This is a genomic window from Cohnella xylanilytica (genome assembly GCF_014212175.1).
GTDB lineage: Bacteria > Bacillota > Bacilli > Paenibacillales > Paenibacillaceae > Cohnella > Cohnella xylanilytica.
In genome coordinates this window covers 15,287-36,006 of sequence record NZ_JACJVR010000106.1, presented here as the reverse complement: position 1 = coordinate 36,006, position 20,720 = coordinate 15,287, and the positions used below count along the sequence as shown (strand labels likewise).

The following is a 20,720-nucleotide window of genomic DNA, read 5'->3' as shown; positions in this document are numbered from 1 at the left end:
TTCCGCTCACATCCTATTGGTATCGTCTTGGCTGTAACGAATGTCGCAGATTCGGAGCGTGGCGAGTCCGTGCCGCCGGAGCGACAGGCTCGCTTCGAAGCCCCGATCCGGCAAGGCGGAACGCCGAAGCCGTTCCTTGAGCTTGCCGTCCAGCTCGGCCTCCGCGACGTCTCCCGATTCCGCGCGAATCGCGACGGAGAAGCTCGACTCCTTCGGGGCGGAGTTGTACAGACGAACGGGCAGGTCTCGGCCTTCCCGTCGCACGGAACTTACCTCGATGGACGGATCCGTCACATGCATGAGCGACAACGACCCGGGCGACCCGGCGAATCCGCGGATCGTCATCGGAAGCAGCGGCTCCGCCCATCGCATGGACTCCTGCGCGATGCCGGCCCGGTCCCAGCGTTCGCCGTGAGGCACGATCGCGTATCGCGCCTCTTGAACGCCCGCAAGCGGACGTTTGCCCCACCAGAAGCCGCCTTCCCCGCCCCAGCCGAGCGTAAGGGCAAGCGGTTCGTCTTCCCCGTGCGAATACCCCGTCGTACGGTCGGAGAAGATCGCGAGTCCCAGGTCGAGCTCCTCATCGTAGGCATCGACCCAATTCAGGATGACGCTGTGCTTGATCTCGTCCCAACGCTCGAAGTGCGTGTCGGCATGCCGGCTTTCCGTCACGTCGAACGCGGAATTCTTATAGACCTTCCGCCTAACGAACGCGAACGGGAATCTCGCCCGCAGCTTATAGCGAGCGTTATGGGGCGATCTCCTCCGTTCCGTATTCCGATTAACCGGAGCCATCTCCCAAGGATCGCCGACCCACGTATCGCCGTCGAAGCGGAACCGGACTTGGCAATCGAGCGCTCTACGGCCTCGGGCGACGGTTAACGTCGAGACGAAGTCCGCGTTCCCGAATTTGCCCTTCATCTCGAGAACGACCCGAAGCGGTCCGTTCTCCCGGATCGTCAACTCGACGGGCGCCTCGGCGCTGCTCGCCCAACGCCCTTCTTGGATCAGGTATCCGGCGAATTCGTTGAACGGCCGCTCGGCGGAGACGAACGACCGGTTCAGCGACCGGTCGAACCATTCCGTAATCGTGCCGCCGCGGACCGTATCGATCCGAATCCGATAGATGTCCGTCTCGATGACCGCATGATCGTCGAATACCGTCGCGAACGCGATCGAGCGGTCGTCGTCCCGGCCGGCGCTTGTCTGCCCGTCGGCTTCGGCCACGTACTCGATGGCATAATCGCGATACCCCATCGCGGGCGGCTCCGCCTCGAAGATCAGCTTGCACGCCTGGAGACTGCCGTCGTCGCGACAGATTCTCGTCGGCGCGATCTGGCTCGGAACGAGGGCGCCATCCGGACTCCGTACGCGAATCGCCGCCGCTCCCATCGCCGGGACTTCGATCTCCGTCAGCTCCTTGCGCGCCATTCCCGATAAATTAAACACGCGGATGCCGTACTCGCCGTTCTCGCCGTTCACTGCGTTGGCGCCGTCTTCATCCCGGCCCCGGGAGAAGCTGTCCATCGCGCGTTCGCGAATATCGTTGCTAAGCAGCTCCGCCATCCAGCTTTGCGCCCCCGCTTGCCAGGCCCACTTCTCGCGCCCATCTCTTGTCGTCGCGCAGATCCAGGCATCGTGATGCTGGGACAACAACAGTTGGTCCCAAGCCTCGCGAAGCTTCTCCTCCGGATAGGCGAATCCGGTAACCACGCTGGCGAGGGAAGCCATCTTCTCCGCGGCAAGGACCGCTTGTTCGGCCGACCGAACCTCCCGCGACATCCGCTGCAGCGTCCCTTCTCCCCATGGAAGCGTGCAGCGAATGTCTTCTTGGGTGATAAGCCATGCCTCGGAAGGCGGAGCGGCGATCTCCTCCATATATTCGCGCCACGTCGCGTATCGGATGCGGTCCCCGTCCAGCCGCGGGTACGCCGGCCAACCCAGATCCTGCAAGAAGCTGCCTACCGGATGAGCGATGCCGCGAGCGATACATTTGCCTATGAAGTCCGGCTTCATATACGCGGCTTCCGTCTCCCAAGCGTTCAGCAGCTCTTCGCAGGCGTACCTCGGAACGCAGGGGATGGAAGTGCCGTCCGGCCCTACCCATAGCACGGTCTCGCGATCCGTGCCGGAGGCGTACCCGGCCCAAGCCGTACCGGGATTTTTGAGAACGGCCCGCTTGTAGCCGAGAGAACGGAGAATTTGCGGGAAGCTGCTGCTCCAGCAAGGCTCTTGGGTCGCATACGTATCGACGGCGACCCCGGGAAAGTGCTCGCGGACGATCTCCATTCCCCGGGTCAAATGCCGAATGTTGCTCTCTCCGCCGATGACCCAGCCGAACGGCTGGGCGTAGCTTCCCGCTACAATCTCCACCCGGCCCGCCGGGTCGTTCAGATGCCGCTTGATCGCATCATAGGAGCGGGGATCCGTCCGGCGCAGCGTCTCCCAAGAGATCGGTTCGATATCGAGACACAGCTTCCACTCCGGATGCAGCTCAAGCCGGCGGACAACGTCGGCCCAGGAGCCAAGCGGCATATGCCCTTTGATTCCGCCGTGGTAACCGTCCACGAAATAGGCCTGCTTCGCTTGATTCGCTTGATTCGTTCTCTCCATCTTCGTCACCCGCCGGCAAGCCGGATTCCGGCGGCCGCGAAGACGCGGTCGAAGCCCGCCTTGGAGCGGCGAACGAGCCGCTCCGGCGTCTCCTCCGGCGCGGACGGCGTCAGCACCTCCTGGGCGACGATGCCGTCATAGCCGATGCGGTGCAGACCGTGCACGAATCCGGCCAAATCGATGACGCCTTCTCCGGGGTGCAGACGGTCGTTGTCCAGAGCGGACTCCGCGGGCACGTTCGGCGCGTCGTTCAGATGCACGTGGACGATCTGATGCGGCCGAAGCCGCTCGATGTCGGCAACCGTATGGCCGTTCGTATACCAATGGTAAGAATCCAGCAGCAAACCGACATTCGGCTCTCCGATCGCCTCGATCCAGTCCAGCGTCTCGTCCATCGTCCAGATGAACGGGTATTTCCAAGCCGTTCGCAAGTGATGGGGTCCCACGAATTCAAGCCCGAGGCTCAAGCCGTAGGCGCCGAGAATACCGGCGCATATTCTCAGTCGCCGGGTCGCAGCCGCCATGAACGGGGCCGGCTTCCAATCGGTCGAAGGCAAAATATAGGTGCAGCAGCGCGTACAGCCGAGCGCTCTCGCCGCGGCGGCCGCTTCGGTCAGGTCCGTCAGTCCGGCCCGGAATTCCTCCTCGCCCGCTCTCCATTCCACCGGCAGCCCGATCGAGCCGACGGTGACGCCGTGACTCTCGAGCTTCCGGACAGCTCCTTCCGCGCCAAGCCGCTCGACCAATCCCTTCGCGTCGACGTCCACCGCCTTGAATCCTCCCTCGGCGGCCAACTCGATGAACCGCTCGTCGCTCTCGACCTCGCCGACTCCGGCGCGCGTCAATCCTATCCGCATGACGTCACCCTCCCGCTTCCGTCAAGCCCAGGGCCGGATCGGCCAGATCGAGCTTATACATCATCTGATTGTAGTTGTATCGCGGCGTCGCTATGCTGTTCGTGAACGTGTTCGTGTAGGTCGCCTCGAAGTAAACGTAGCGTCCTCCGTCTTTGTTGAAGAACTCGTGCTGCGCCGGGTTATAGAACGTATAGTTGTCGTGCGTCACGATTTTCTTGGCTGTCGTCCACGGTCCCTGCGGCGCGGCCGCCTCCGAGTACCAGATCTCGCCGAGCCCCGATGCGCTGCCGCCGACCTGCTGTCCGATCATAACGTATCGCTGCCGGTAATCGTTCCATTCGACGGCGCTGGCGGCGATCGAGACGTCCGCCCCGGTGTCCGCGTCCTTCAACTGGAAGTATCGCGGATCGCCCGCCTGGAGCAGTCCCAAGTCGATCAATTCCTTCTCTTGGTCCTGCTTCAAAGGCGGCGTGTTCTTCTTCCAGCCCCAGACGAGCTTGCCGTCGGCATCTCGCTCGAGCGTCGTGTTCGCTCCGTCGTAAACCGTTCCCGGCGCGAGAGGCGTGAACGCTTCGTACTGCGTATAATCCTGAATCGCCGCGAACGTCGCCGGCACGCGGAGGTTCGGCATCCGATGCTCGGTGAACACCCAATACCCTTGGCCGTTCTCTTCATAATAAGCAGCCTGGCCGCCCGGATGGCGCCAGTCGTTCTTGTCCGGGAACTGGACGAGCGGTTCGAACTGCTCCTCTGCGTCGTTGAAGACGAGGATGCCGAAGGCGGTAAGCTCGGGGTTATGCGTGCTGTAGCCGGCCAGCAGCCGCTCCTTCCCGGCGGCATCCTTGGCCGTCATCAAGCCGAACACCCAGGCGATGCCGGCTCCGTCGGGCAGCGGCGGCACCAGGCTCTTGACGAAGCCGTCACTGCCGGTGAAGTAATCCAGATCGACGCCGACGTCCGGATCGAGACCGCCATGGCCCGGCAGCTTCGAGGTGGCGCCCGTCACGCGGAAGTTCCCTAGCGGGTAAGCCGGTCTGTCCGTATCCCCCCAGAACCAGTACAGTTTGTTCCGGTACTCGATCGTCTGAACGGAGTCCTGCCCCATCACCTTCCCGTTCAGAAGCGGCTCCGCGATGGGCGGCGTCTCGCCGAGCAGGACGCTGTCCCGATAGATGCCCTAGCCGGTTACCCGATACAACCGCTCGGCGATATTCACCCGATTCATCTCCAGCGTGACGCTTCCGCCCGGCGTGACGTCGACCGCTTGACCTCGATTGCCGAAGAAGTCCGCCGGGAACTCGTAGCCGTGGCTCGACAGATGGAAGAACACGGATTGATTCATGAGACCCGGTTCGTCGAAGGCGACGTAGCCGGCGCTGTCCGTATAGTAGCGGATGCCGTTCGTCGTCCGCAGCTCCACGGCCGGAATGCCCCGTCCCGTCCCGGCGTCGACGACTCGAATTTTGAACAATTGCGTCTGAATGGGATGAGGCTTGGGCTTCTTGCCCGCCAGACCGTCCCCCGCCGGTTCCGCCGACGCGAATCCGGGACCGATCGCCGAGGTCAGCAGGAGGCAGGCCGTCAACAATCCGGCCGCTCGCCAAGAGTTAAATCGCATACTCGATTCCTCCTAGGTTGGATAATGAAGATCCCCTGTCGGTACTGAGCTGTCCGCTTGTTGTCCGCCGCTGTTTGTCCATCGCTTTTTTTACCGCCGCTTATGTCCGCTACTTATTCTCCGCCCCTTCGTAATACACCCACTTCTTGCTCGTGCGGAGCACGATCAACGTACAGATCAGCGTAAGAACGAGCAGAATCCAGGCCATCGCCGAAGCGTACCCCATCTGGCTCGACTTGAACGCTTTGTTATACAGGTACAGCGCATAGAACAAGGTCGAATCGACCGGACCGCCGTTCGTCATGACGAAGGACTGCAGGAACACCTGGAAGCCTCCGAGCAGGCCCATGATGAGATTGTAGAAGATCGTCGGCGTCAGCAGCGGCAGGGTGATCCGCCAGAATTGCCGGACCGCGCCCGCTCCGTCCACCCGCGAAGCCTCGTACAGATCTCTCGGAATCCCCTGCAAGCCGGCCAGGTAAATAATCATGCTGCCGCCGACCCCCCAGAGGCTCATCAGGATGAGGGAGGGCTTCGACCAATCGACGTCCGTCAGCCAGCCCGGACCTTGAATGCCGAACTTGGCCAGGGTCGTATTGATGAGGCCGAAGCTCGGATCGAGCAGCCACATCCAGAGCAGCGCGACGGCGACGCCCGATACGACGCTCGGAAGGTAGAAGACCGTCCGGAAGAAGCGGATGCCCGGCACCTTCTGATTCATGAGCATGGCCAGCAGCACCCCGATGATCAGGCCGAGCGGCACGCTGAATACGACATAATACAAGGTGTTGTACAGACTCTTCCAGAACGTCGCATCCTGCGTCAGCAGCACTTTATAGTTCATGATCCCTATCCACTTCGGGGAAGAGAGCGTGTCGTACGAGGTGAAGCTTAAGTACAGCGAATACAAGACGGGACCCGCGGTGAAGACGAGGAACCCGAACAGCCACGGCGAGAAAAAGGCGTAGCCGTTCAGCGCCTCCCTCCGGGCCAGACGATTGCGCCGTTCGGACCGTTTTGCCGGGGACACCTTTATTTCCGCTTGTTCCATTCCGCACACCCTCTAGCTCGTTTTCTTGTAATTCGCGATCAGATCTTCCGTCTCTTTCTGGCTCGTCTTGATCGCCTGCTCCGGAGTCATGGAACCGGCCACGGCCGCTTGAACGTTTTTCCACATCTGCCCGCCCCAGCCTTGCGCTTCGATCGGGGTCTCGAGGAAGCGGGTGAACTGCATCTGGTCGGTGACCGTCTTCCAGTCGGGATCCTTCATGAATTCGGGATCCGTCGCGGCCAACCGGTTGCCCACCAGCGCGTTGCCGGCGATATGATGCCGCTTCTGAATCTCCGTGCTCGTCAGGAATTTGAGGAGCTCCCATGCCGCATCCGCTTTGGCCTGATCCTTGTTGTTGACGATCTCCAGCGAGAAGCCGGCGGACCAGGTCGCGTTATTCTTCTTGATCGGAATCGGCGCGATGCCGTACTCCAGATCCGGCTGGTTCGCCTTGATCTCGCTGACGAGGTTGTTGGTGCTGACCTCCATCGCGACCTTCCCGCCCACGAACGGATCGAAGCCGAGCGAACCGGACTGCGACTGGAAGGCGCTGAACGCCTTCGTTCCGTATTTGTTCTGCATCTTGACCCACCACTCGGCGGCTTCGATATTCTCCGGCGTATCGAGGGTCGGATTGCCTTGATCGTCGAAGAAGTCCACCCCGTTCGTCCAAGCCAGCGTCCAGTACCAGAAGTTGCCGAGATTCGGAGCGAATCCGATCCGGTCCAGCAGCTTCGTCTTGTCGTTCCACTTGGTCAGCTTATCCGAATAGCTCTCCAGCTCTTCCCACGTCGTCGGCGGCTTCTCCGGATCCAGCCCGACCTCGCGGAAGGCTTCCTTATTGTAGAAAAGCACGCGAACGTCGGTCTCCAGCGGAAGCCTGTACAGGTCGCCGTTCCCTTCCTGCTTCATGATGTCGATCAGCAGCGGGAAGTATTGGTTCGTATCTACGCCGTCCCGTTCGATATAGGGCTGCAGGTTGACGATCGTGCCGGCCTTGATCTTCAATTGGCCGCCGTCGATGCCGTCCATCGCCAGATCGGGCCCCGTGCCGCCCGCGAGCGCGGTCGCCAGCTTATCGCCGAGGTCGAAGATCCCGTAACCCGCGTGATCGACCTTAATATTCGGATGCGCTTCCTCGAACTCGTCGATCAGCTTGTCGTATAGCTCCTTCATCGGACCGGTATTGTAGATATGCCAGAACGAGATCTTCACCTCTTTGCCCGCCGGCGCCTGCGAATTCGGGCCGGACGAGCCGGATGCGGCATTCCCGTTAACGCCGTTCGCGCCGTTGCCGGAGCAGGCGCCGGTCATCAAGATGACCGCCATACCGGGAATCAGGTACTTGAATATTCGGAAATTCATAGGAGACCCCTCCTAACCAGGATGAAATGCGGGACTGCCGATTCGCCATGCTCTTTCCCTATTCCAACCGCCGATGCTCTGCCAAGACCCCTCCCTTCCCTATCGACTTCCCCGGCTCGCCTCCCGGTCTCGCTATCCCTTGATCCCGGTCAAGGTGATGCCTTCGATGAAGTACCTCTGGCAGGTGAAGAACAGAATCAAGGAAGGCAGCATGACGATAATGGAACAGGCCATCATCACGTTCCATCGCGTGCCGAAGGCTTGCTGGAACGACCGGAGTCCGAGAGCGAGCGTGAATTTATCGGGGTCGTTCAAGTAAATCAGCGGCCCCATGAAGTCGTTCCAGGTGCCCATGAAGGTGAAGATCGCGATGGTAGCCATGGTTGCGCCCGATAGCGGAAGGAAGATGCGCCAGTAGATCATGAATTCCGGAGCGCCGTCGATCTTCGCAGCTTCCGTGAATTCCCTCGGAATCGTCATGAAGAATTGCCTTAGAAAGAAAATGTAGATCGCCGAGCCGAAGAAGCTCGGAACAGTCAAGGGCAAGAAGGTATTCAGCCATCCCAAGTGCTTGAACAGAATGAACATCGGAATCATCGTCACTTGTCCCGGCAGCATCATCGTGGCCAGCATGACCACGAACCACGCGCCGCGGCCCGGCCATCGCAGCCTCGCGAACGCATACGCGACCAGCGAAGACGAGATCATCGTTCCCGCCATGTTGGCCGCGGTGATGATCAGCGTGTTGACCGTATAGTTCCAGAACGGAAAGGCGAGGACGGCATCGACGTAATTGCGCCATTGAACGGGCTCCGGAATCCACTTCGGCGGAATATCGAACAACCCTGCGGAGCCTTTGAGCGAGGTGGACAGCATCCATACGAAGGGAATCATAAAGACGACCCCGCCGCATACGAGAAGCAGGTATACGAACAATCGGTGAAATAGAAAGCTTGCTCTCAGGTTCATCTCCCGACTACAACTCCTTTCGCTTGCCGGCGAACTCGACCGCGTCGTTAAAGCGTTTGCAAATCACAGCGTCGATCTTCCGAATGCGGACCACCGTCCTTCCGTTTGGCTGGATCTTTATACGCATCCCCCAAGTTATTATGCTAACCATAATCAAATACACATACTTTACGAGACCTATACTAAACCGAACTTTTCCATTTTTCAACCCCCATTTTTTAATATACAAGTGTCTTACTTTTCCTATCCCATAGTCGAAACAACGATTTAAACCTGCATAAATACAGGTTTTTCGCTATTCAATCCCCATCCCCAACTTAAGCATGCTTCGCCAAAACTTATGATGTTATTCTTTAAGTTAGTATACATTATTGGATCGACTTACGTTATAATGGAGAAAAAGTTCATTCGAGGTGAGCCGCCGTGAGCAAAAAGACGTTGTCTCCGCCGAAGTACCAACGGGTAAAGAACTATGTCTTGTCCCAGATCGAAAACCGGGAAATCGCAAAGGACGATCGGATTCCAAGCGAGTCGGAATTCGCCAAGCTGCTGGACGTCAGTTCCATCACCGTCCGGAAGGCGCTGACGGAACTGGTCAACGAGGGCGTCATCTATCGCGTAAGGGGGAAGGGAAGCTTCGTCGCGGGCCGGACGACCGAGCCTGCGGCGCCGTCGAATCTGGTCGCCCTTGTCATCTCCGGCGTCGAAATGTACGATAGTTCGTATATGCAGATCATCCGCGGCGTCCAATCCTTCCTGGGTCCGCTCGGATGCAAGCTGATCGTCGAATTTGTGGAAAACGATTTCGAGCGCGAACGCGAGCTTATTTTGCGCCTGATTCAATCGGAGCTTAGAGGTTTGCTCCTCTATTCCGCCGATCCCGACGCGGCGAAGAGCTACCTGAGCGAGATCCGCGCCAAGTCGATTCCGCTCGTCATGCTCGACCGATTCCTCGCGGACTATCCCGTTAACGTCGTCGCCTGCAACAATCACGACGGAGCTTACGAAGCCGTCGAATATATGATCGGACAAGGGCACGAACGGATCGGTTTTGCCGCTTACGATTATCGCTTGAGCCCGGAGATCGACCGTTGCAAGGGGTATCGCAACGCGATGACGGATGCCTCCCTCCCGGTGCGGGAGGAGCTGTTGTTCCTCGAGAAGGAGCTGGACTTCGAGGCGCTCGCGCGCCGGATTCATGCCGGAGAACTGACGGCTCTGTTCTGCGCGAACGACCGAAGAGCTCTCGAGGCGCTCGACCGGTTGACCGCCCTGGGGATCCGCATTCCCGAACAGCTGTCCCTCATGGGCTTCGACGACTTCGAGAGCTCCCCGTTCGCCAAGGTTCCGCTCAGCACCGTGAAGCAATATTTCGACGTCCTCGGCTGCGAGAGCGCGAAGCTGCTGTTCGAGATCGAAGGCTCTGCCCGGGGCACGGCCAAGATCCTGCTGCCCACGAGCCTGGTCATTCGGAATACGGTCAAGCCGGCGTAACGAGGGTCGGTTCTATGCTTTATCAATCTCGGAAAAGTTCGTATACTAGGGAATATCAGAAGGTAGAACGTCGAAGTAAAGATGTAAATTGGAATCGAGGGTGAGCGCGCCGTGAGCGAGATCGAACAGGATCTGCCCAAGTACCAGAAGGTTAAGGATTACGTGTTATCCCAAGTCCATCGTCGCGAGATTTCGCCGGACGATCGGATTCCGAGCGAGTCGGAATTGTCCAAGCTGCTGAACGTCAGCTCCATCACCGTGCGGAAGGCGTTGGCCGAACTGGTGAACGAGGGCGTCATTTACCGCGTGCGGGGGAAGGGCAGCTTCGTGGCCAGACAAGACGCCGCATCGGACAGAGGTTCCAACCTGGTCGCCTTCGTCCTCTGCGGGCTCGAGATGCACGACAGCTCGTATATGCAGATCATCAAGGGCGTGCAGTCGTATTTGGGGAAGCGCGGATGCAAGCTTATGATCGAATTCGTGGAGAACGATTTCGATCAAGAGCGCGAGCGGATTCGAAGCCTGATTCAATCCGATCTGAGGGGATTGCTTATCTACTCCTGCGATCCCGATTCCGCCAAGAGCTACCTCAAGGACATTCGCAACCGTTCAATTCCGTTCGTGATGCTCGACCGGTTCCCCGCCGAGTATCCCGTCAACGGCATCGCCTGCAACAACCACGACGGCGCCTACGAAGCCGTGGAATACTTGATTCGCCAAGGACATCGGCGAATCGGCTTCGCCGCCTACGATTATCACCTGACTCCGGAAGTCGATCGCTATAACGGCTATCGCCACGCCATGGCGGATGCGTCCCTCTCTCCGGAACCGGAATGGCAATACCTTCGGAAGGAACTGGACTATTCGAAGCTGGCGCGTCAGATTCAAGACGGGGAGTTGACCGCCCTCTTCTGCGTGAACGACAGGCGGGCTCTTGAAGCCATCGAACAGCTGACCCAACGGGGAATCCGCATTCCCGAACAAGTGTCCGTCATGGGGTTCGACGACTTCGAAGGCTCCAAGTTCGCCAAAGTGGCGTTAAGCACCGTCAAGCAGCATTTCGACGTCCTGGGCTATGAGAGCGCCAAGCTTCTGTTCGAGATCGAGGGCGGTTCCTACGGTTACAAGAAGATGCTCCTTCCGACGAGCCTGATTCTTCGCGATACGGTCAAGTCCGTGTAACCCGAACGAAGAAAGGCTCGAACGCCCCCGCTCCGGGGGATCGAGCCTCTCCTCTAACCCGATTCCATCTTCTTCCGGCCATAATTCCTTTCGATCAGAAGGTACAGGAACGCCAGGACCGTCTGGGCGAACAAGTAAAAGAGGAAGGACAGGCCAAGCGTCCAATGCTTGTACGTAAAGACGCGGTAATAGACGGCGAGGGCTTCGAAGGCCATTCCTCCCGCCGAGCAAGCCAGGACGTATAAGGCGACGCCAAGCCCCCGGATTTTCCACAGGTCCATGAAGTAGACGAAAAAGTATGCGAACGGCGGATACAGCACGAACAAGAACATATCGGTGATCTCATAGTTTGGAGAATCGTTAATATCGTAAAGGTCCGCCGGAGGGATGCCCAGATGGAAATCCCAATACATCGAGATTCCGAAGCCGATCGAGCAATACGCAAGCGCGACCACCCGCGGAAATCGGCGAGGCAGCGCCAGAAATACGCCATAAACGATAATAAGGGAGATCAGCACGAACCATTCGTTGCTGTCGAACCGCCGGGGCCAAAATTCGTTCAAGGGCGCACATCCTTCCGGGCCAAGCTCCTGACGAGGCTCAGAGCCGCCGCCGACAGTACCGCAACGGCCGTCCAGACGGCGAAGGTCCACCACAGCTTCCACTTCTCCCCGTAGATCACGACGCCGAGCGACTCCGCCGCGATCTCGATCCCCGCGAAGAGAGAGCCGAATCCGACCCAGACCAGCGGCCGAAGCCTTCCGGGAAGCCGATCGCTCCATTCCAACGCCAGCATCATCGAGAAGGGAACGATCGCCGAACGAATTCCGTCGTACGCCAGCGCTCCCATCCATTGGTCCGAGACCTGGACCCAGCGCAAATTCAATTCCGTTATCCAAATATATTGATTCTGGATGCCCAAAAGAAAGCACCACAACACGATGCCTTCCAGGAGGCCGATTCTCCGGCGGGTTATGAAGAAGGAGAGCAGCAAGAGCACGGCGGCGCTCCAGAATAAGATCAGTCCGGCAAGAGGTCCCAGAGTTGTCATAGTCCCATCATGCCCGGACGGCAAGCGGACTATTCGGGATAACGGGTTAGCGGACTGGAATCGTCACTTCGAACCGGGCGGACTCCACCCAGGCGCCCGCGGCGAAATCCCGGCCTCGCACGAGCACCCGGTCCTCGTACACTTCGACGTAATAGCCTTGGCTGCCCTCCTTGCGCTTATCCTCGTCCGTCCACAGGTAGGCGACCGAGGCCGCGTTGAACATGGCCGGAAGCCGGCCCTCCCCGTCGTAATAAGTTCGCTCCGCCCCCAGCTCCCAATGGCCGTGGCCCGTGAACAGAATCGCGTGACGGTGCTTGGACAGAACCGCCTTCAGCTCGGCGTCCTGCGTCACGCCGTACCACTTCTGATGCTCCATCGAGCCGGCGGTCGTATTCAGAAGCGGCTGATGCAGGAAGACGAAGACGGGTTTGCCGGGCGACGCATCCTCCCCCAGCTTGGCGTCCAGCCATTCGAGCTGCTCCTCCGACAGATGGCAGAACAGCTCCAGCCCTTCTTCGGTCCCGAGGAAAATAAAATGATAGCCGCCGATCCAATGATCGTGATAAGCGGCCGGCATCTTCGTCGCCCCGAGGAAGTTCCCGAGGCGCGATTCCCAGACGCCGAGCGCGACGTCGTGGTTGCCCGTCGCCAAGTACATCGGAGGCAGCCGGTCGCGGAACCGATCGCCGATCCGGCGAAACTCCCCGTATTCTTCCGGGAACCCGTGATCGGTCACGTCCCCGGCGTGCATCATGCCGGCGCTGGCCGGATCGTTCTCCGCGATGTCCTTCAGCGCTTGCTCGAAGCGCCGGTTGTAGAGATGGTTCGGATCCGCCGTCACGTGCGTGTCGGTAAGGACCTGGAACGTGAGCAGCGGTCTTGCGACGCCGTGATTCATCAGACTCCCTCCTAGCCGATCCCGAGATTCAATGTCCGTTCTTGCTCATATTCAACCCGATGACGCCGACGACGATGAGGCCGATCCACAGCAGCGAGCCGAGCGGCAGCTTCTCCTGGAAGATCCAATAACCCGCCACCGTGATGAGGACGATGCCGACTCCCGACCAGATGGCGTAGACGAAGGCGACCTCCATGTAGCCGAGCGCGAAGTTGAGGCAGGTGAAGCTGATTCCGTAGAACAAGAACATCAAGAGCGACGGAACGAGACGAGTGAAGCTCTCCGACAGCTTCATCGAGATCGTTCCGGAGAGCTCGAAGACGATCGCCAAGCTTAACAACAGCCAACCCATGCGCGGCGCCCCTCTCATGTTGAACCTTCTTCCCGAAGGACGGACAATTCGCGGCAAGAACGGATGACCGCATCCGCCTCGCCGGATTCGGAGCTGCCGTCTTCCGGGCCGGGCGCCACAATCCGAATCGCCGCGGCCGCTCCGGCGGACTTGGCCATGCGAATGTCTCCCTCCGTATCCCCGATAACCGCGACGCGGCCGATGTCCAGCGACAGACGGCGACACGCGAGCAGCGCCATATCGGGATACGGCTTGCCCCTCGCGACCTGATCCGTGCCGACGACCGCGGAGAAGCAGTCTCGGATGCCGAGCCATTCCAGGTGCTTGACCGCCGCTTCCGTCTCGTCCGCGGTGACGACCGCGAGCGGCAGGCCGATTCGGCGGCACGCTTCGAGGAACGGCAGCGCGTCCGGCAGCAGGCGCGCCGCCCTCTCCGCCTCCAATTGCTCGTCGGCGGCCCGTTTGCCCTCCGCCGCCAGCACCTTCGCCTCCGCCCACGATAGGCCCGAACGATAACCTTGCCAGGCCAATATCGTCAGCAGGTCGTCCACCGTCCCCATGGCTAGCGGACCGTTCCGGTCGTAGCCGGCGACGGAGCCGCCGGCCGACCGGAACGCGCCCCAGAGCGCGTCCAGATCGGCTTCGGGAGGCGGCAGCCCTCTCTCTTGAAGCGAAGCGGAGAACCGGGCGAGCAATCGCTCGCTCCAGTTCCCCCACGTATAGATGAAGTCCAGCAGCGTGCCGTCCTTATCGAACAAGATTCCGTCGATCCGATAAGCCTTACCCGCCGCATGCAAGATCGGCATGACTCATCCTCCTACTTGTTCAATCGGTCCAGCTCTCGCTGCGCGGTCTCCTTCGCTTCCTTGAGCGCCTTCTCGGCCGGCACGTTGCCGATCTGGACCTTGTCCGCGGCCACCTTAAGCGCGTCGGAGATCTTGCCGCCGGTCGGATCGAGGAACGGGGCGGAAGCGTGAGCCGCTTGCTTCAGCGGGATCGTGATCTGCGGATTCGCCTTGCTGAATTCGACGAACGCCGGATCCTGCTGCGCGGACTGGCGAACCGCGATATAGCCGGTGTTCATCGACCAGAACGCCGTGTTCTCCGCGCTCATGAAGAACTGGAACCACTTGAACGCCGCCTGCTGCTGCTCCGGGCTCGCCTTCGCCGGAATGCCCGCCATGATCGCCTCCGCGACCGGCTTCCCGGGGCCGACGCCTTCCCAGCCGGGCTGCTCCATCGCGCCGACGATGCCGAAGTCGAGGTCCCCTTGGTCGCCGCTCGAGCCCGTGTAGCCGGCCGCTTGTCCCTTCATGACGTCGTCGATCGTCTTGTACCAATACTCCCAGCCTTGTCCGCCGGAATGGATGCGCATGATCTTGTCGTCATGGATCCACTTGCGGAACAGCTCCCAGGTGTCCACCCATTCCGGGGAATCGACGAGCACCGTCTTGCCGTCGTCGCTCAGCACCTTGCCGCCTTTGCCCAGCACCGCGTCCACCATGTTGCCGGAGCCCCACATCGGTTCCCAGCCGTAGAACGTCGTCTTCCCGCCTTCCTTGACGGTCATGGCCTCCGCCGCCTTCGCCAGCGCTTCCCACGTCGTCAGGTCCTCGGGCTTCAGGCCCGCCTTCTGAAGGGCGTCCTTGCGGTAGTACATCACCTGGGTCGTGCCGTACATCGGCAGGAAGTATTGCTTGCCGTCCACTTGGCCTTGAGCGAGGAAGGTCGGGATGACGTCGTCCTTCTTGAAGTCTGCCGAGGCCGCGATCAAGTCGTCCAGCGGTGCGTAGTAGCCCTTGCGCGCCCAATCCACGTTCGAGGACAGGACGGCGGCCGGCACGGTGCCGGAGGCGATCGCCGCCTGCAGCTTCTTCCCGGTCTCCGAATAGTCTCCCTGCACGACGGGCTTCACGATGACTTCCTGCTGCGACGAATTGAACTTGTCGATCAGCGCCTGCATGTTCTCGCCGAGCTTGCCGCCGAGGCCGTACCAGAACTCGATCGCGACGGGCTCCTTGGTTGCCGAAGGCGACGCCGAGTTCGCCGCCGAGTTCGTCGCGGTCTCGGAAGCGGAAGCTTCGGAAGACGCGGAGCCGGAAGGCGATGCGTTGTCGCCCGTTTGCGCGTTATTGCCGGAACCGCATGCGGTCAATGCCATGATCGTCGCTAGAGCGAGTCCTGCCGTCGTTTTCTTCATCGTTGCCATTGTCGTATCCTCCACCTTGTCTTCGATTAAGTTAAGAAGCTCCTATCCGCGTTCTCTCTACCCTGTCTACCCTATCAACCTTTGCTGGCGCCCGCCGACAAGTTCACGCTGCGCATGATCGTCTTCTGCGTGAGCAGGAAGAGAACGAGCAGCGGCAAGATCGTGAAGGCGCTGGCGGCCATGATAAGCGGCCACTTGAGTCCGTATGCACCCCCTTGCACGAAGAAGCTTCGCAGTCCGGCCGACACGAGCTGCAGATCCGGGTTCTTCGTGATGAGCATCGGCCAGAAGTAGTTGTTGTACTGCTCGATAAAGGTGATGAGCGCCAGCACCGCGAAGGAAGATCGGGCCAGCGGGAATACGATCGTCCACAGGATGCGGAGATGGGAAGCCCCGTCGATCTGCCCCGCCTCCACTAGCTCGTGTGAGATCTGCATGAACGCTTGGCGGACGAGGAAAATCGAGAAGATGCTGACGCAGTTGGACAGAATCAGCCCCGCGTACGAATCGAGCAAGCCTAACCGGCTTAAGACGACATAGCCGGGCAGGTACACGGCGGTGACCGGTACCATGTAGCCGACGAGAGTGAGCGCCGTGAAGACGCCCTTCAGCCGGAACGCCATATGCGTCAAGGCGTAAGCCATCATCCCGGAGTTGACGATCTGGATGAGCACGATAACCGCTCCGACCAGAACGCTGTTCAGCATGTAGCGGGCGAACGGGGCGGCATCCCACGCGTCCGCGAAGTTGCTCCACAGAGGCGAGTGCGGCCACAGCGTCGGCGGAAACCGCCAGATCTCGTCGTTCGTCTTCAGCGCGCTCATCGCCATCCAATAGAAGGGGAAGGCCATCAGCACGGCGGCCGCGGCGAGAAGGAAGTGCGTCAGGAGGCGGCGAAGGCCTCTGTTCTTGGACATCGGTGTCCCTGCCTTTCGATTCGCGTATCAGGAATAATGCACGGTACGGCGGCCGATCCAGAACGAGAGCAAGGACAGCGCGACGCACCCGGCGATGAGCAGAATGGCGACGGCGGAAGCTTCCCCGATCCGGAACGCGTCGAAGGCCGACAGGTAATAGAAATAGAGAATCGTGCGCGTCGATCCGGCCGGCCCGCCCTGCGTCAGCACGTTGATCTGGTCGTAAGCCTGCAGCGACGAGATCGTCAGGACGACGAACAGGAAGAACGTCGTCGGCGAGATAAGCGGCAGCGTGATGTCGCGGAACTTGCGCCAGCCGTTCGCGCCGTCGAGCTCGGCCGCCTCCAGATAATCGGGAGGGACGCTGCCGATCGCCGCCAGGTAGAAGATCATGCTCCAGCCGGCCATCTTCCAGACGGTGACGATCAGGACGCAGACGAGCGCCCAATTCGGGTCTTCCAGCCAGCGAACGCCGGGAAGGCCGAATACGCGCAAGACGTTGTTGGCGAGTCCGACGTCGGGCTCGTAGATCCAGGACCAGACGATCGAGACGGCGACGGTCGGCGTCACCCACGGCGAGAAGATCAGCGTCCGGTAGATCGCGCCGCCTCTTCGCTTCCGGCTGAGCAGCAGGGCGAGCGCCAAGCCGGCGGCCATGATCGGAAGCACGCTTCCCGCGCAGAACAGCAGAGTGACGCGCAGCGTCCGATAGAATTCCGGGTTGTCCAGCAGGTAGCGGTAGTTGTCGAGACCTGCGAACGTTTTGACCGGACTCATGAAGTCCCATTCCATGAAGCTGAGGTAGATGACATAGGCCAGCGGGAAAAACCAGAACAGACTGAGAGGAATCATCGCCGGCAACGTGAACAACAGCGCCTTGACCTCCGACGCGAGCCTTGTCCGTCTCATGTTTTCTTCTTAAATCCTCCTTAGGATCGTTCAAAAATATCTTAATAGTGGGTATAATAGAGCTTGATTTCCATCGATTCGGCTCTGTGTTCAAAAATTATTGTACGTTCATTTGGGGTTTGGATGGTTAAAGCTTGATCATGCGAGAATTAATTTTTTGTAAAATAAGGTCGATGGTCGACTTGGCGGAAGCCGGACAACGCTTGGGGGGATATTCGTGAAGAAGGCCAGCAGCAGCCTGAAGGAACCGGCAACGCGCCGCGAAGCGCTCCGCCTTCCCGTGATCGACGCGATCGCGGAGACGATGGATTTGTACGGCGCCAACTACACGTTCGGGCAGCTCTACGGGATTATGTACTTCGAGGATCGGCCGATGACGCTCGAAGAGATGCAAAGCTTCATGAATATGAGCAAAAGCAATATGAGCTACGCGGTTCGTTCGCTCCTGGATACGAAGATGGTGACCAAGCTCAAGGAGAAGGACGAGCGGAAGGACTTGTACGCAGCCGAGACGGACTTCTTCCAGACGTTCCGGAACTTCTTCGCCGCCAAGCTGCAGCGGGAGATCGACGTCATGCGCCGCGCTCTCGACGCCGCCATCCCGGAGCTGTCCGAGGTTATCCTCGACGCCGCCACGCCGGACGACGAGCGCAAGCTCTGCCTCCGGGATCTGCACAAGCTGAAGCACGCCGTCTCTTACTACGACTGGCTTCAGCGGTTCGTGAACGATCTTCGGGCGGGGGTATTCTTCGAGAATGCCGAGGACGAAGCTAGAGGGGATTGAGCTCTCTAACGAATTCAAGAGTCGCTATTTAGCGTCAGAAGCCCATTTAAATATCTGTAGAGTAAAGGGCTGGGGGTTCCGGCCCTTTACTCTACAGAGAAAAAAGGGCCTTTGAACCGGACCCTCTATCTCTCTATCTATCTTTGAAGGCTTGTCGCTCACCAAGGATTCAATTACAACGGAGACATAATCCTTCAGCAGAGTCCAGGGAACGGTCTCGATCCGTTCCTCCACCGTCCACGGGCCTTCGACCTGCTTAATCGTGCCTGCTTCCGCGAGGCTCCGAATACAGCGTCACCCTGGCGTCGTCCGTAACCGTGAAGACGGCCACTTCATATAGTCGGCTGCCGGAGTGGCTAAATAGCCAATAACGGAGCCGTTTTTTCGGCCTGTCCATGGGCCGCTTCGGCCGCTTTCATTTTCTCCGGGTCGATCCGAATCGTTCCATGGCCTCCACTCTCCGCATGACGGAAGTCTCCCTGGATACTCCTTAGTATAAGGAATCGAGGAAAAAACCTTCAACCTCCGGTTTATTCCTCAACGAACCGGTTTAATCGTTGACTTCGCCCCGATTATGGTTTATAAAAGGTTTGCCATAAAGTTTATTTGTTAATTATTAAGTTAACGAAATGGAGGAATTCACCCGTGCCTCAATCGCCTTCCATCCCACGGCCGGAACATCCGCGCCCTCAATTCGTTCGCGATTCTTGGATTAACCTGAACGGCGAATGGCAATTCGAGATCGACCCATCGCGCAGCGGCAAAGAAAGAGGACTTCAAACGCCGGACGCCTCGCTCGGGCGGAAGATTCTCGTGCCGTTCTGCCCGGAGAGCAGGCTGTCCGGCATCGGACATACGGACTTCATGGCCGCGGTATGGTACAAACGCAGCTTCTCGCTTCCCGCCGGATGGGAGCAAGGCGAAGTGCTGCTCCACTTCGGCGCGGTCGATTACGAGACGGAGGTGTGGGTGAACGAGATCTCCGTCGGCCGGCATCGCGGCGGCTACAGCTCGTTCTCCTTCCCGATCAGCCATGCGCTGCGCGAAGGCGACAACGTCGTTACCGTCTACGCGGAGGACGACGTCCGCTCCGGCCTGCAGCCGCGAGGCAAGCAGAGCGGCTCGTACCATTCGCAAGGGTGCGACTACACGCGAACGACCGGCATCTGGCAGACCGTGTGGCTTGAGCTCGTGCCGAGGACGCGCATCGCTTCGTTCCGTCTGATTCCGGACCCCGACAACGACTGCCTGCATGTGAGCGCCGTCGTCGAAGGCCAGACGGCCGGCCTCTCGCTTCGGGTCGCCGCATCCTACGAGGGCAGAGCCGCCGGCGAACGGACGGTTCGCATCGGTTCGCGGTCCGTCTCGCTCTCCGTTCCCCTGTCCGAGAAGCATCTATGGCACCCGGGAGCCCCGGCTCTGTACGACTTGCGGCTCGAGCTCGTCCGGGACGGAGAGACCGTCGACGCCGCCGGCTCCTACTTCGGGCTGCGTTCGCTCCGGCTGGACGGCATGGCGTTCCGGATTAACGGCCGCTCGGTGTTCCAGCGGCTCGTGCTCGATCAAGGCTTCTACCCGGACGGCATCTACACGGCTCCGACGGACGAAGCGCTGAAGCGGGATATCGAATTGTCGCTCGCTGCCGGCTTCAACGGCGCCCGCCTGCACGAGAAGATGTTCGAGCCGCGCTTCCTCTATTGGGCCGACCGGCTCGGCTATCTCGTCTGGGGCGAGCATGCCAACTGGGGTCTCGACATTACGACCGCCGCCGGGCTGGCGAGATTCCTGCCGGAATGGATCGAAGGCGTCGAACGCGACTTCAACCACCCGAGTCTCGTCGGCTGGTGCCCGTTCAACGAGACGTGGGATTCGTCCCGCGGCACCCGCCAGGACGACGAGGTGCTGCGGATCGTCTACGAGGCCACCCGCGCGCTCGATCCTACGCGTCCGGTGATCGACACGAGCGGCAACTTCCATGTCGCGACCGATATTTTCGACGTCCATGACTACGATCAGAATCCGGAGAAGTTCCGGGCGCGGTACCAGCCGCTGGCGGAAGGCGGCGAGCCTTGGGTGTCGTTCCCCGAACGGCAGTCCTACTCCGGCCAGCCCTACTTCGTCAGCGAGTACGGCGGTATCTGGTGGGATCCCGAGCGATCGTCCGAGAAGGGCTGGGGTTACGGCGAACGGCCGAAGAGCGCGGAGGAATTCATGGAGAGATACGAAGGGCTAACGAACGCGCTCCTCGACAATCCGAACATGTTCGGGTTCTGTTACACGCAGCTTTACGATATCGAACAGGAGGTCAACGGCTTGTACACGTACGACCGGCGGCCGAAGTTCGACCTCGCCTGGCTGAAGGCCGTTAACGGCAGACGCGCCGCGATCGAGGATGAAGCCTGATAACCTATTATCTAGAGCTGGAGGGTGTCCCGCCGAGTCGTTGGACGG

General features: G+C 60.0%; 19 protein-coding genes. 4 read left to right on the top strand and 15 right to left on the bottom strand.

Annotated features, from left to right (window positions below):
- Positions 1-6: 6 nt before the first annotated feature.
- The 7 genes from H7B90_RS26075 to H7B90_RS26050 all read right to left on the bottom strand — a co-directional run bounded on the left by H7B90_RS26075 (position 7) and on the right by H7B90_RS26050 (position 8,473).
- Entirely contained in the window at positions 7-2,613 is a 2,607-nt protein-coding gene (locus H7B90_RS26075) for a glycoside hydrolase family 38 C-terminal domain-containing protein (protein ID WP_185138831.1), read from the bottom strand.
- A 5-nt stretch (positions 2,614-2,618) separates the two neighbouring features.
- A complete protein-coding gene (locus tag H7B90_RS26070) occupies positions 2,619-3,470 on the bottom strand; it encodes a sugar phosphate isomerase/epimerase family protein (protein WP_185138830.1) in 852 nt (283 codons plus the stop codon).
- Positions 3,471-3,474: 4 nt separating this feature from the next.
- On the bottom strand, positions 3,475-4,575 hold the full coding sequence (locus H7B90_RS26065) for a hypothetical protein (RefSeq protein WP_260411231.1): 1,101 nt from the start codon (positions 4,573-4,575) through the stop codon (positions 3,475-3,477).
- A 72-nt stretch (positions 4,576-4,647) separates the two neighbouring features.
- Positions 4,648-5,088 carry a hypothetical protein gene (locus H7B90_RS33165; RefSeq protein ID WP_260411230.1) on the bottom strand — a complete coding sequence of 147 codons (441 nt, stop codon included), beginning with the start codon at positions 5,086-5,088 and terminating at the stop codon, positions 4,648-4,650.
- 109 nt (positions 5,089-5,197) lie between these two features.
- Positions 5,198-6,139, bottom strand: a complete 942-nt coding sequence (locus tag H7B90_RS26060; RefSeq protein ID WP_185138829.1) for a carbohydrate ABC transporter permease — start codon at positions 6,137-6,139, stop codon at positions 5,198-5,200.
- Positions 6,140-6,151: 12 nt separating this feature from the next.
- Positions 6,152-7,504 (bottom strand): ABC transporter substrate-binding protein, encoded by a 1,353-nt coding sequence (locus H7B90_RS26055; RefSeq protein ID WP_185138828.1) that lies wholly within the window; start codon positions 7,502-7,504, stop codon positions 6,152-6,154.
- A gap of 132 nt (positions 7,505-7,636) precedes the next feature.
- The gene (locus tag H7B90_RS26050; RefSeq protein WP_185138827.1) at positions 7,637-8,473 is read right to left on the bottom strand and encodes a carbohydrate ABC transporter permease; all 837 of its coding nucleotides are present in this window, start codon (positions 8,471-8,473) and stop codon (positions 7,637-7,639) included.
- A gap of 423 nt (positions 8,474-8,896) precedes the next feature.
- Here H7B90_RS26050 and H7B90_RS26045 point away from each other — a divergent pair, with 423 nt between their 5' ends.
- A complete protein-coding gene (locus H7B90_RS26045) occupies positions 8,897-9,967 on the top strand; it encodes a GntR family transcriptional regulator (RefSeq protein ID WP_185138826.1) in 1,071 nt (356 codons plus the stop codon).
- Positions 9,968-10,078: 111 nt separating this feature from the next.
- The gene (locus H7B90_RS26040; RefSeq protein WP_185138825.1) at positions 10,079-11,149 is read left to right on the top strand and encodes a GntR family transcriptional regulator; all 1,071 of its coding nucleotides are present in this window, start codon (positions 10,079-10,081) and stop codon (positions 11,147-11,149) included.
- Positions 11,150-11,202: 53 nt separating this feature from the next.
- Here the strand turns inward: H7B90_RS26040 and H7B90_RS26035 are convergent, their stop codons facing one another.
- The 8 genes from H7B90_RS26035 to H7B90_RS26000 all read right to left on the bottom strand — a co-directional run bounded on the left by H7B90_RS26035 (position 11,203) and on the right by H7B90_RS26000 (position 17,485).
- Complete coding sequence (locus H7B90_RS26035; protein WP_185138824.1) at positions 11,203-11,712, bottom strand: hypothetical protein; 510 nt, start codon at positions 11,710-11,712, stop codon at positions 11,203-11,205.
- Positions 11,709-12,035 carry a hypothetical protein gene (locus H7B90_RS26030; RefSeq protein WP_185138823.1) on the bottom strand — a complete coding sequence of 109 codons (327 nt, stop codon included), beginning with the start codon at positions 12,033-12,035 and terminating at the stop codon, positions 11,709-11,711. Before H7B90_RS26030 ends, H7B90_RS26035 begins: the two co-directional genes overlap by 4 nt.
- 211 nt (positions 12,036-12,246) lie before the next feature.
- Positions 12,247-13,098: a metallophosphoesterase family protein gene (locus H7B90_RS26025; RefSeq protein WP_185138822.1), complete on the bottom strand. Its 852-nt coding sequence runs from the start codon at positions 13,096-13,098 to the stop codon at positions 12,247-12,249.
- 28 nt (positions 13,099-13,126) lie between these two features.
- Complete coding sequence (locus H7B90_RS26020; RefSeq protein ID WP_185138821.1) at positions 13,127-13,450, bottom strand: DMT family transporter; 324 nt, start codon at positions 13,448-13,450, stop codon at positions 13,127-13,129.
- Positions 13,451-13,464: 14 nt separating this feature from the next.
- On the bottom strand, positions 13,465-14,256 hold the full coding sequence (locus tag H7B90_RS26015; protein WP_185138820.1) for an HAD family hydrolase: 792 nt from the start codon (positions 14,254-14,256) through the stop codon (positions 13,465-13,467).
- 11 nt (positions 14,257-14,267) lie between these two features.
- A complete protein-coding gene (locus tag H7B90_RS26010) occupies positions 14,268-15,659 on the bottom strand; it encodes an ABC transporter substrate-binding protein (RefSeq protein ID WP_185138819.1) in 1,392 nt (463 codons plus the stop codon).
- Between the two features lie 74 nt (positions 15,660-15,733).
- The gene (locus tag H7B90_RS26005; protein ID WP_376701762.1) at positions 15,734-16,510 is read right to left on the bottom strand and encodes a carbohydrate ABC transporter permease; all 777 of its coding nucleotides are present in this window, start codon (positions 16,508-16,510) and stop codon (positions 15,734-15,736) included.
- Positions 16,511-16,603: 93 nt separating this feature from the next.
- Positions 16,604-17,485 carry a carbohydrate ABC transporter permease gene (locus H7B90_RS26000; RefSeq protein WP_185138817.1) on the bottom strand — a complete coding sequence of 294 codons (882 nt, stop codon included), beginning with the start codon at positions 17,483-17,485 and terminating at the stop codon, positions 16,604-16,606.
- 217 nt (positions 17,486-17,702) lie between these two features.
- Here H7B90_RS26000 and H7B90_RS25995 point away from each other — a divergent pair, with 217 nt between their 5' ends.
- Together H7B90_RS25995 and H7B90_RS25990 are read left to right on the top strand one after the other, a co-directional pair.
- Positions 17,703-18,269, top strand: a complete 567-nt coding sequence (locus H7B90_RS25995; RefSeq protein WP_376701760.1) for a GbsR/MarR family transcriptional regulator — start codon at positions 17,703-17,705, stop codon at positions 18,267-18,269.
- Positions 18,270-18,914: 645 nt separating this feature from the next.
- Positions 18,915-20,672 (top strand): glycoside hydrolase family 2 protein, encoded by a 1,758-nt coding sequence (locus H7B90_RS25990; RefSeq protein WP_185138816.1) that lies wholly within the window; start codon positions 18,915-18,917, stop codon positions 20,670-20,672.
- The last annotated feature ends 48 nt before the right edge of the window (positions 20,673-20,720 follow it).

Bases quoted from the DNA above. Each gene is read 5' to 3' on its own strand.
- H7B90_RS26025 (WP_185138822.1), bottom strand. From the start codon at position 13,098: ATGAATCACGGCGTCGCAAGACCGCTGCTCACGTTCCAGGTCCTTACC.
- H7B90_RS26015 (WP_185138820.1), bottom strand. From the start codon at position 14,256: ATGCCGATCTTGCATGCGGCGGGTAAGGCTTATCGGATCGACGGAATC.
- H7B90_RS26005 (WP_376701762.1), bottom strand. From the start codon at position 16,510: ATGGCCTTCCCCTTCTATTGGATGGCGATGAGCGCGCTGAAGACGAAC.
- H7B90_RS26070 (WP_185138830.1), bottom strand. From the start codon at position 3,470: ATGCGGATAGGATTGACGCGCGCCGGAGTCGGCGAGGTCGAGAGCGAC.
- H7B90_RS26055 (WP_185138828.1), bottom strand. From the start codon at position 7,504: ATGAATTTCCGAATATTCAAGTACCTGATTCCCGGTATGGCGGTCATC.
- H7B90_RS26020 (WP_185138821.1), bottom strand. From the start codon at position 13,450: ATGGGTTGGCTGTTGTTAAGCTTGGCGATCGTCTTCGAGCTCTCCGGA.
- H7B90_RS26075 (WP_185138831.1), bottom strand. From the start codon at position 2,613: ATGGAGAGAACGAATCAAGCGAATCAAGCGAAGCAGGCCTATTTCGTG.
- H7B90_RS26050 (WP_185138827.1), bottom strand. From the start codon at position 8,473: ATGAACCTGAGAGCAAGCTTTCTATTTCACCGATTGTTCGTATACCTG.
- H7B90_RS26000 (WP_185138817.1), bottom strand. From the start codon at position 17,485: ATGAGACGGACAAGGCTCGCGTCGGAGGTCAAGGCGCTGTTGTTCACG.
- H7B90_RS26065 (WP_260411231.1), bottom strand. From the start codon at position 4,575: ATGGGGCAGGACTCCGTTCAGACGATCGAGTACCGGAACAAACTGTAC.
- H7B90_RS26060 (WP_185138829.1), bottom strand. From the start codon at position 6,139: ATGGAACAAGCGGAAATAAAGGTGTCCCCGGCAAAACGGTCCGAACGG.
- H7B90_RS26010 (WP_185138819.1), bottom strand. From the start codon at position 15,659: ATGGCAACGATGAAGAAAACGACGGCAGGACTCGCTCTAGCGACGATC.
- H7B90_RS33165 (WP_260411230.1), bottom strand. From the start codon at position 5,088: ATGCGATTTAACTCTTGGCGAGCGGCCGGATTGTTGACGGCCTGCCTC.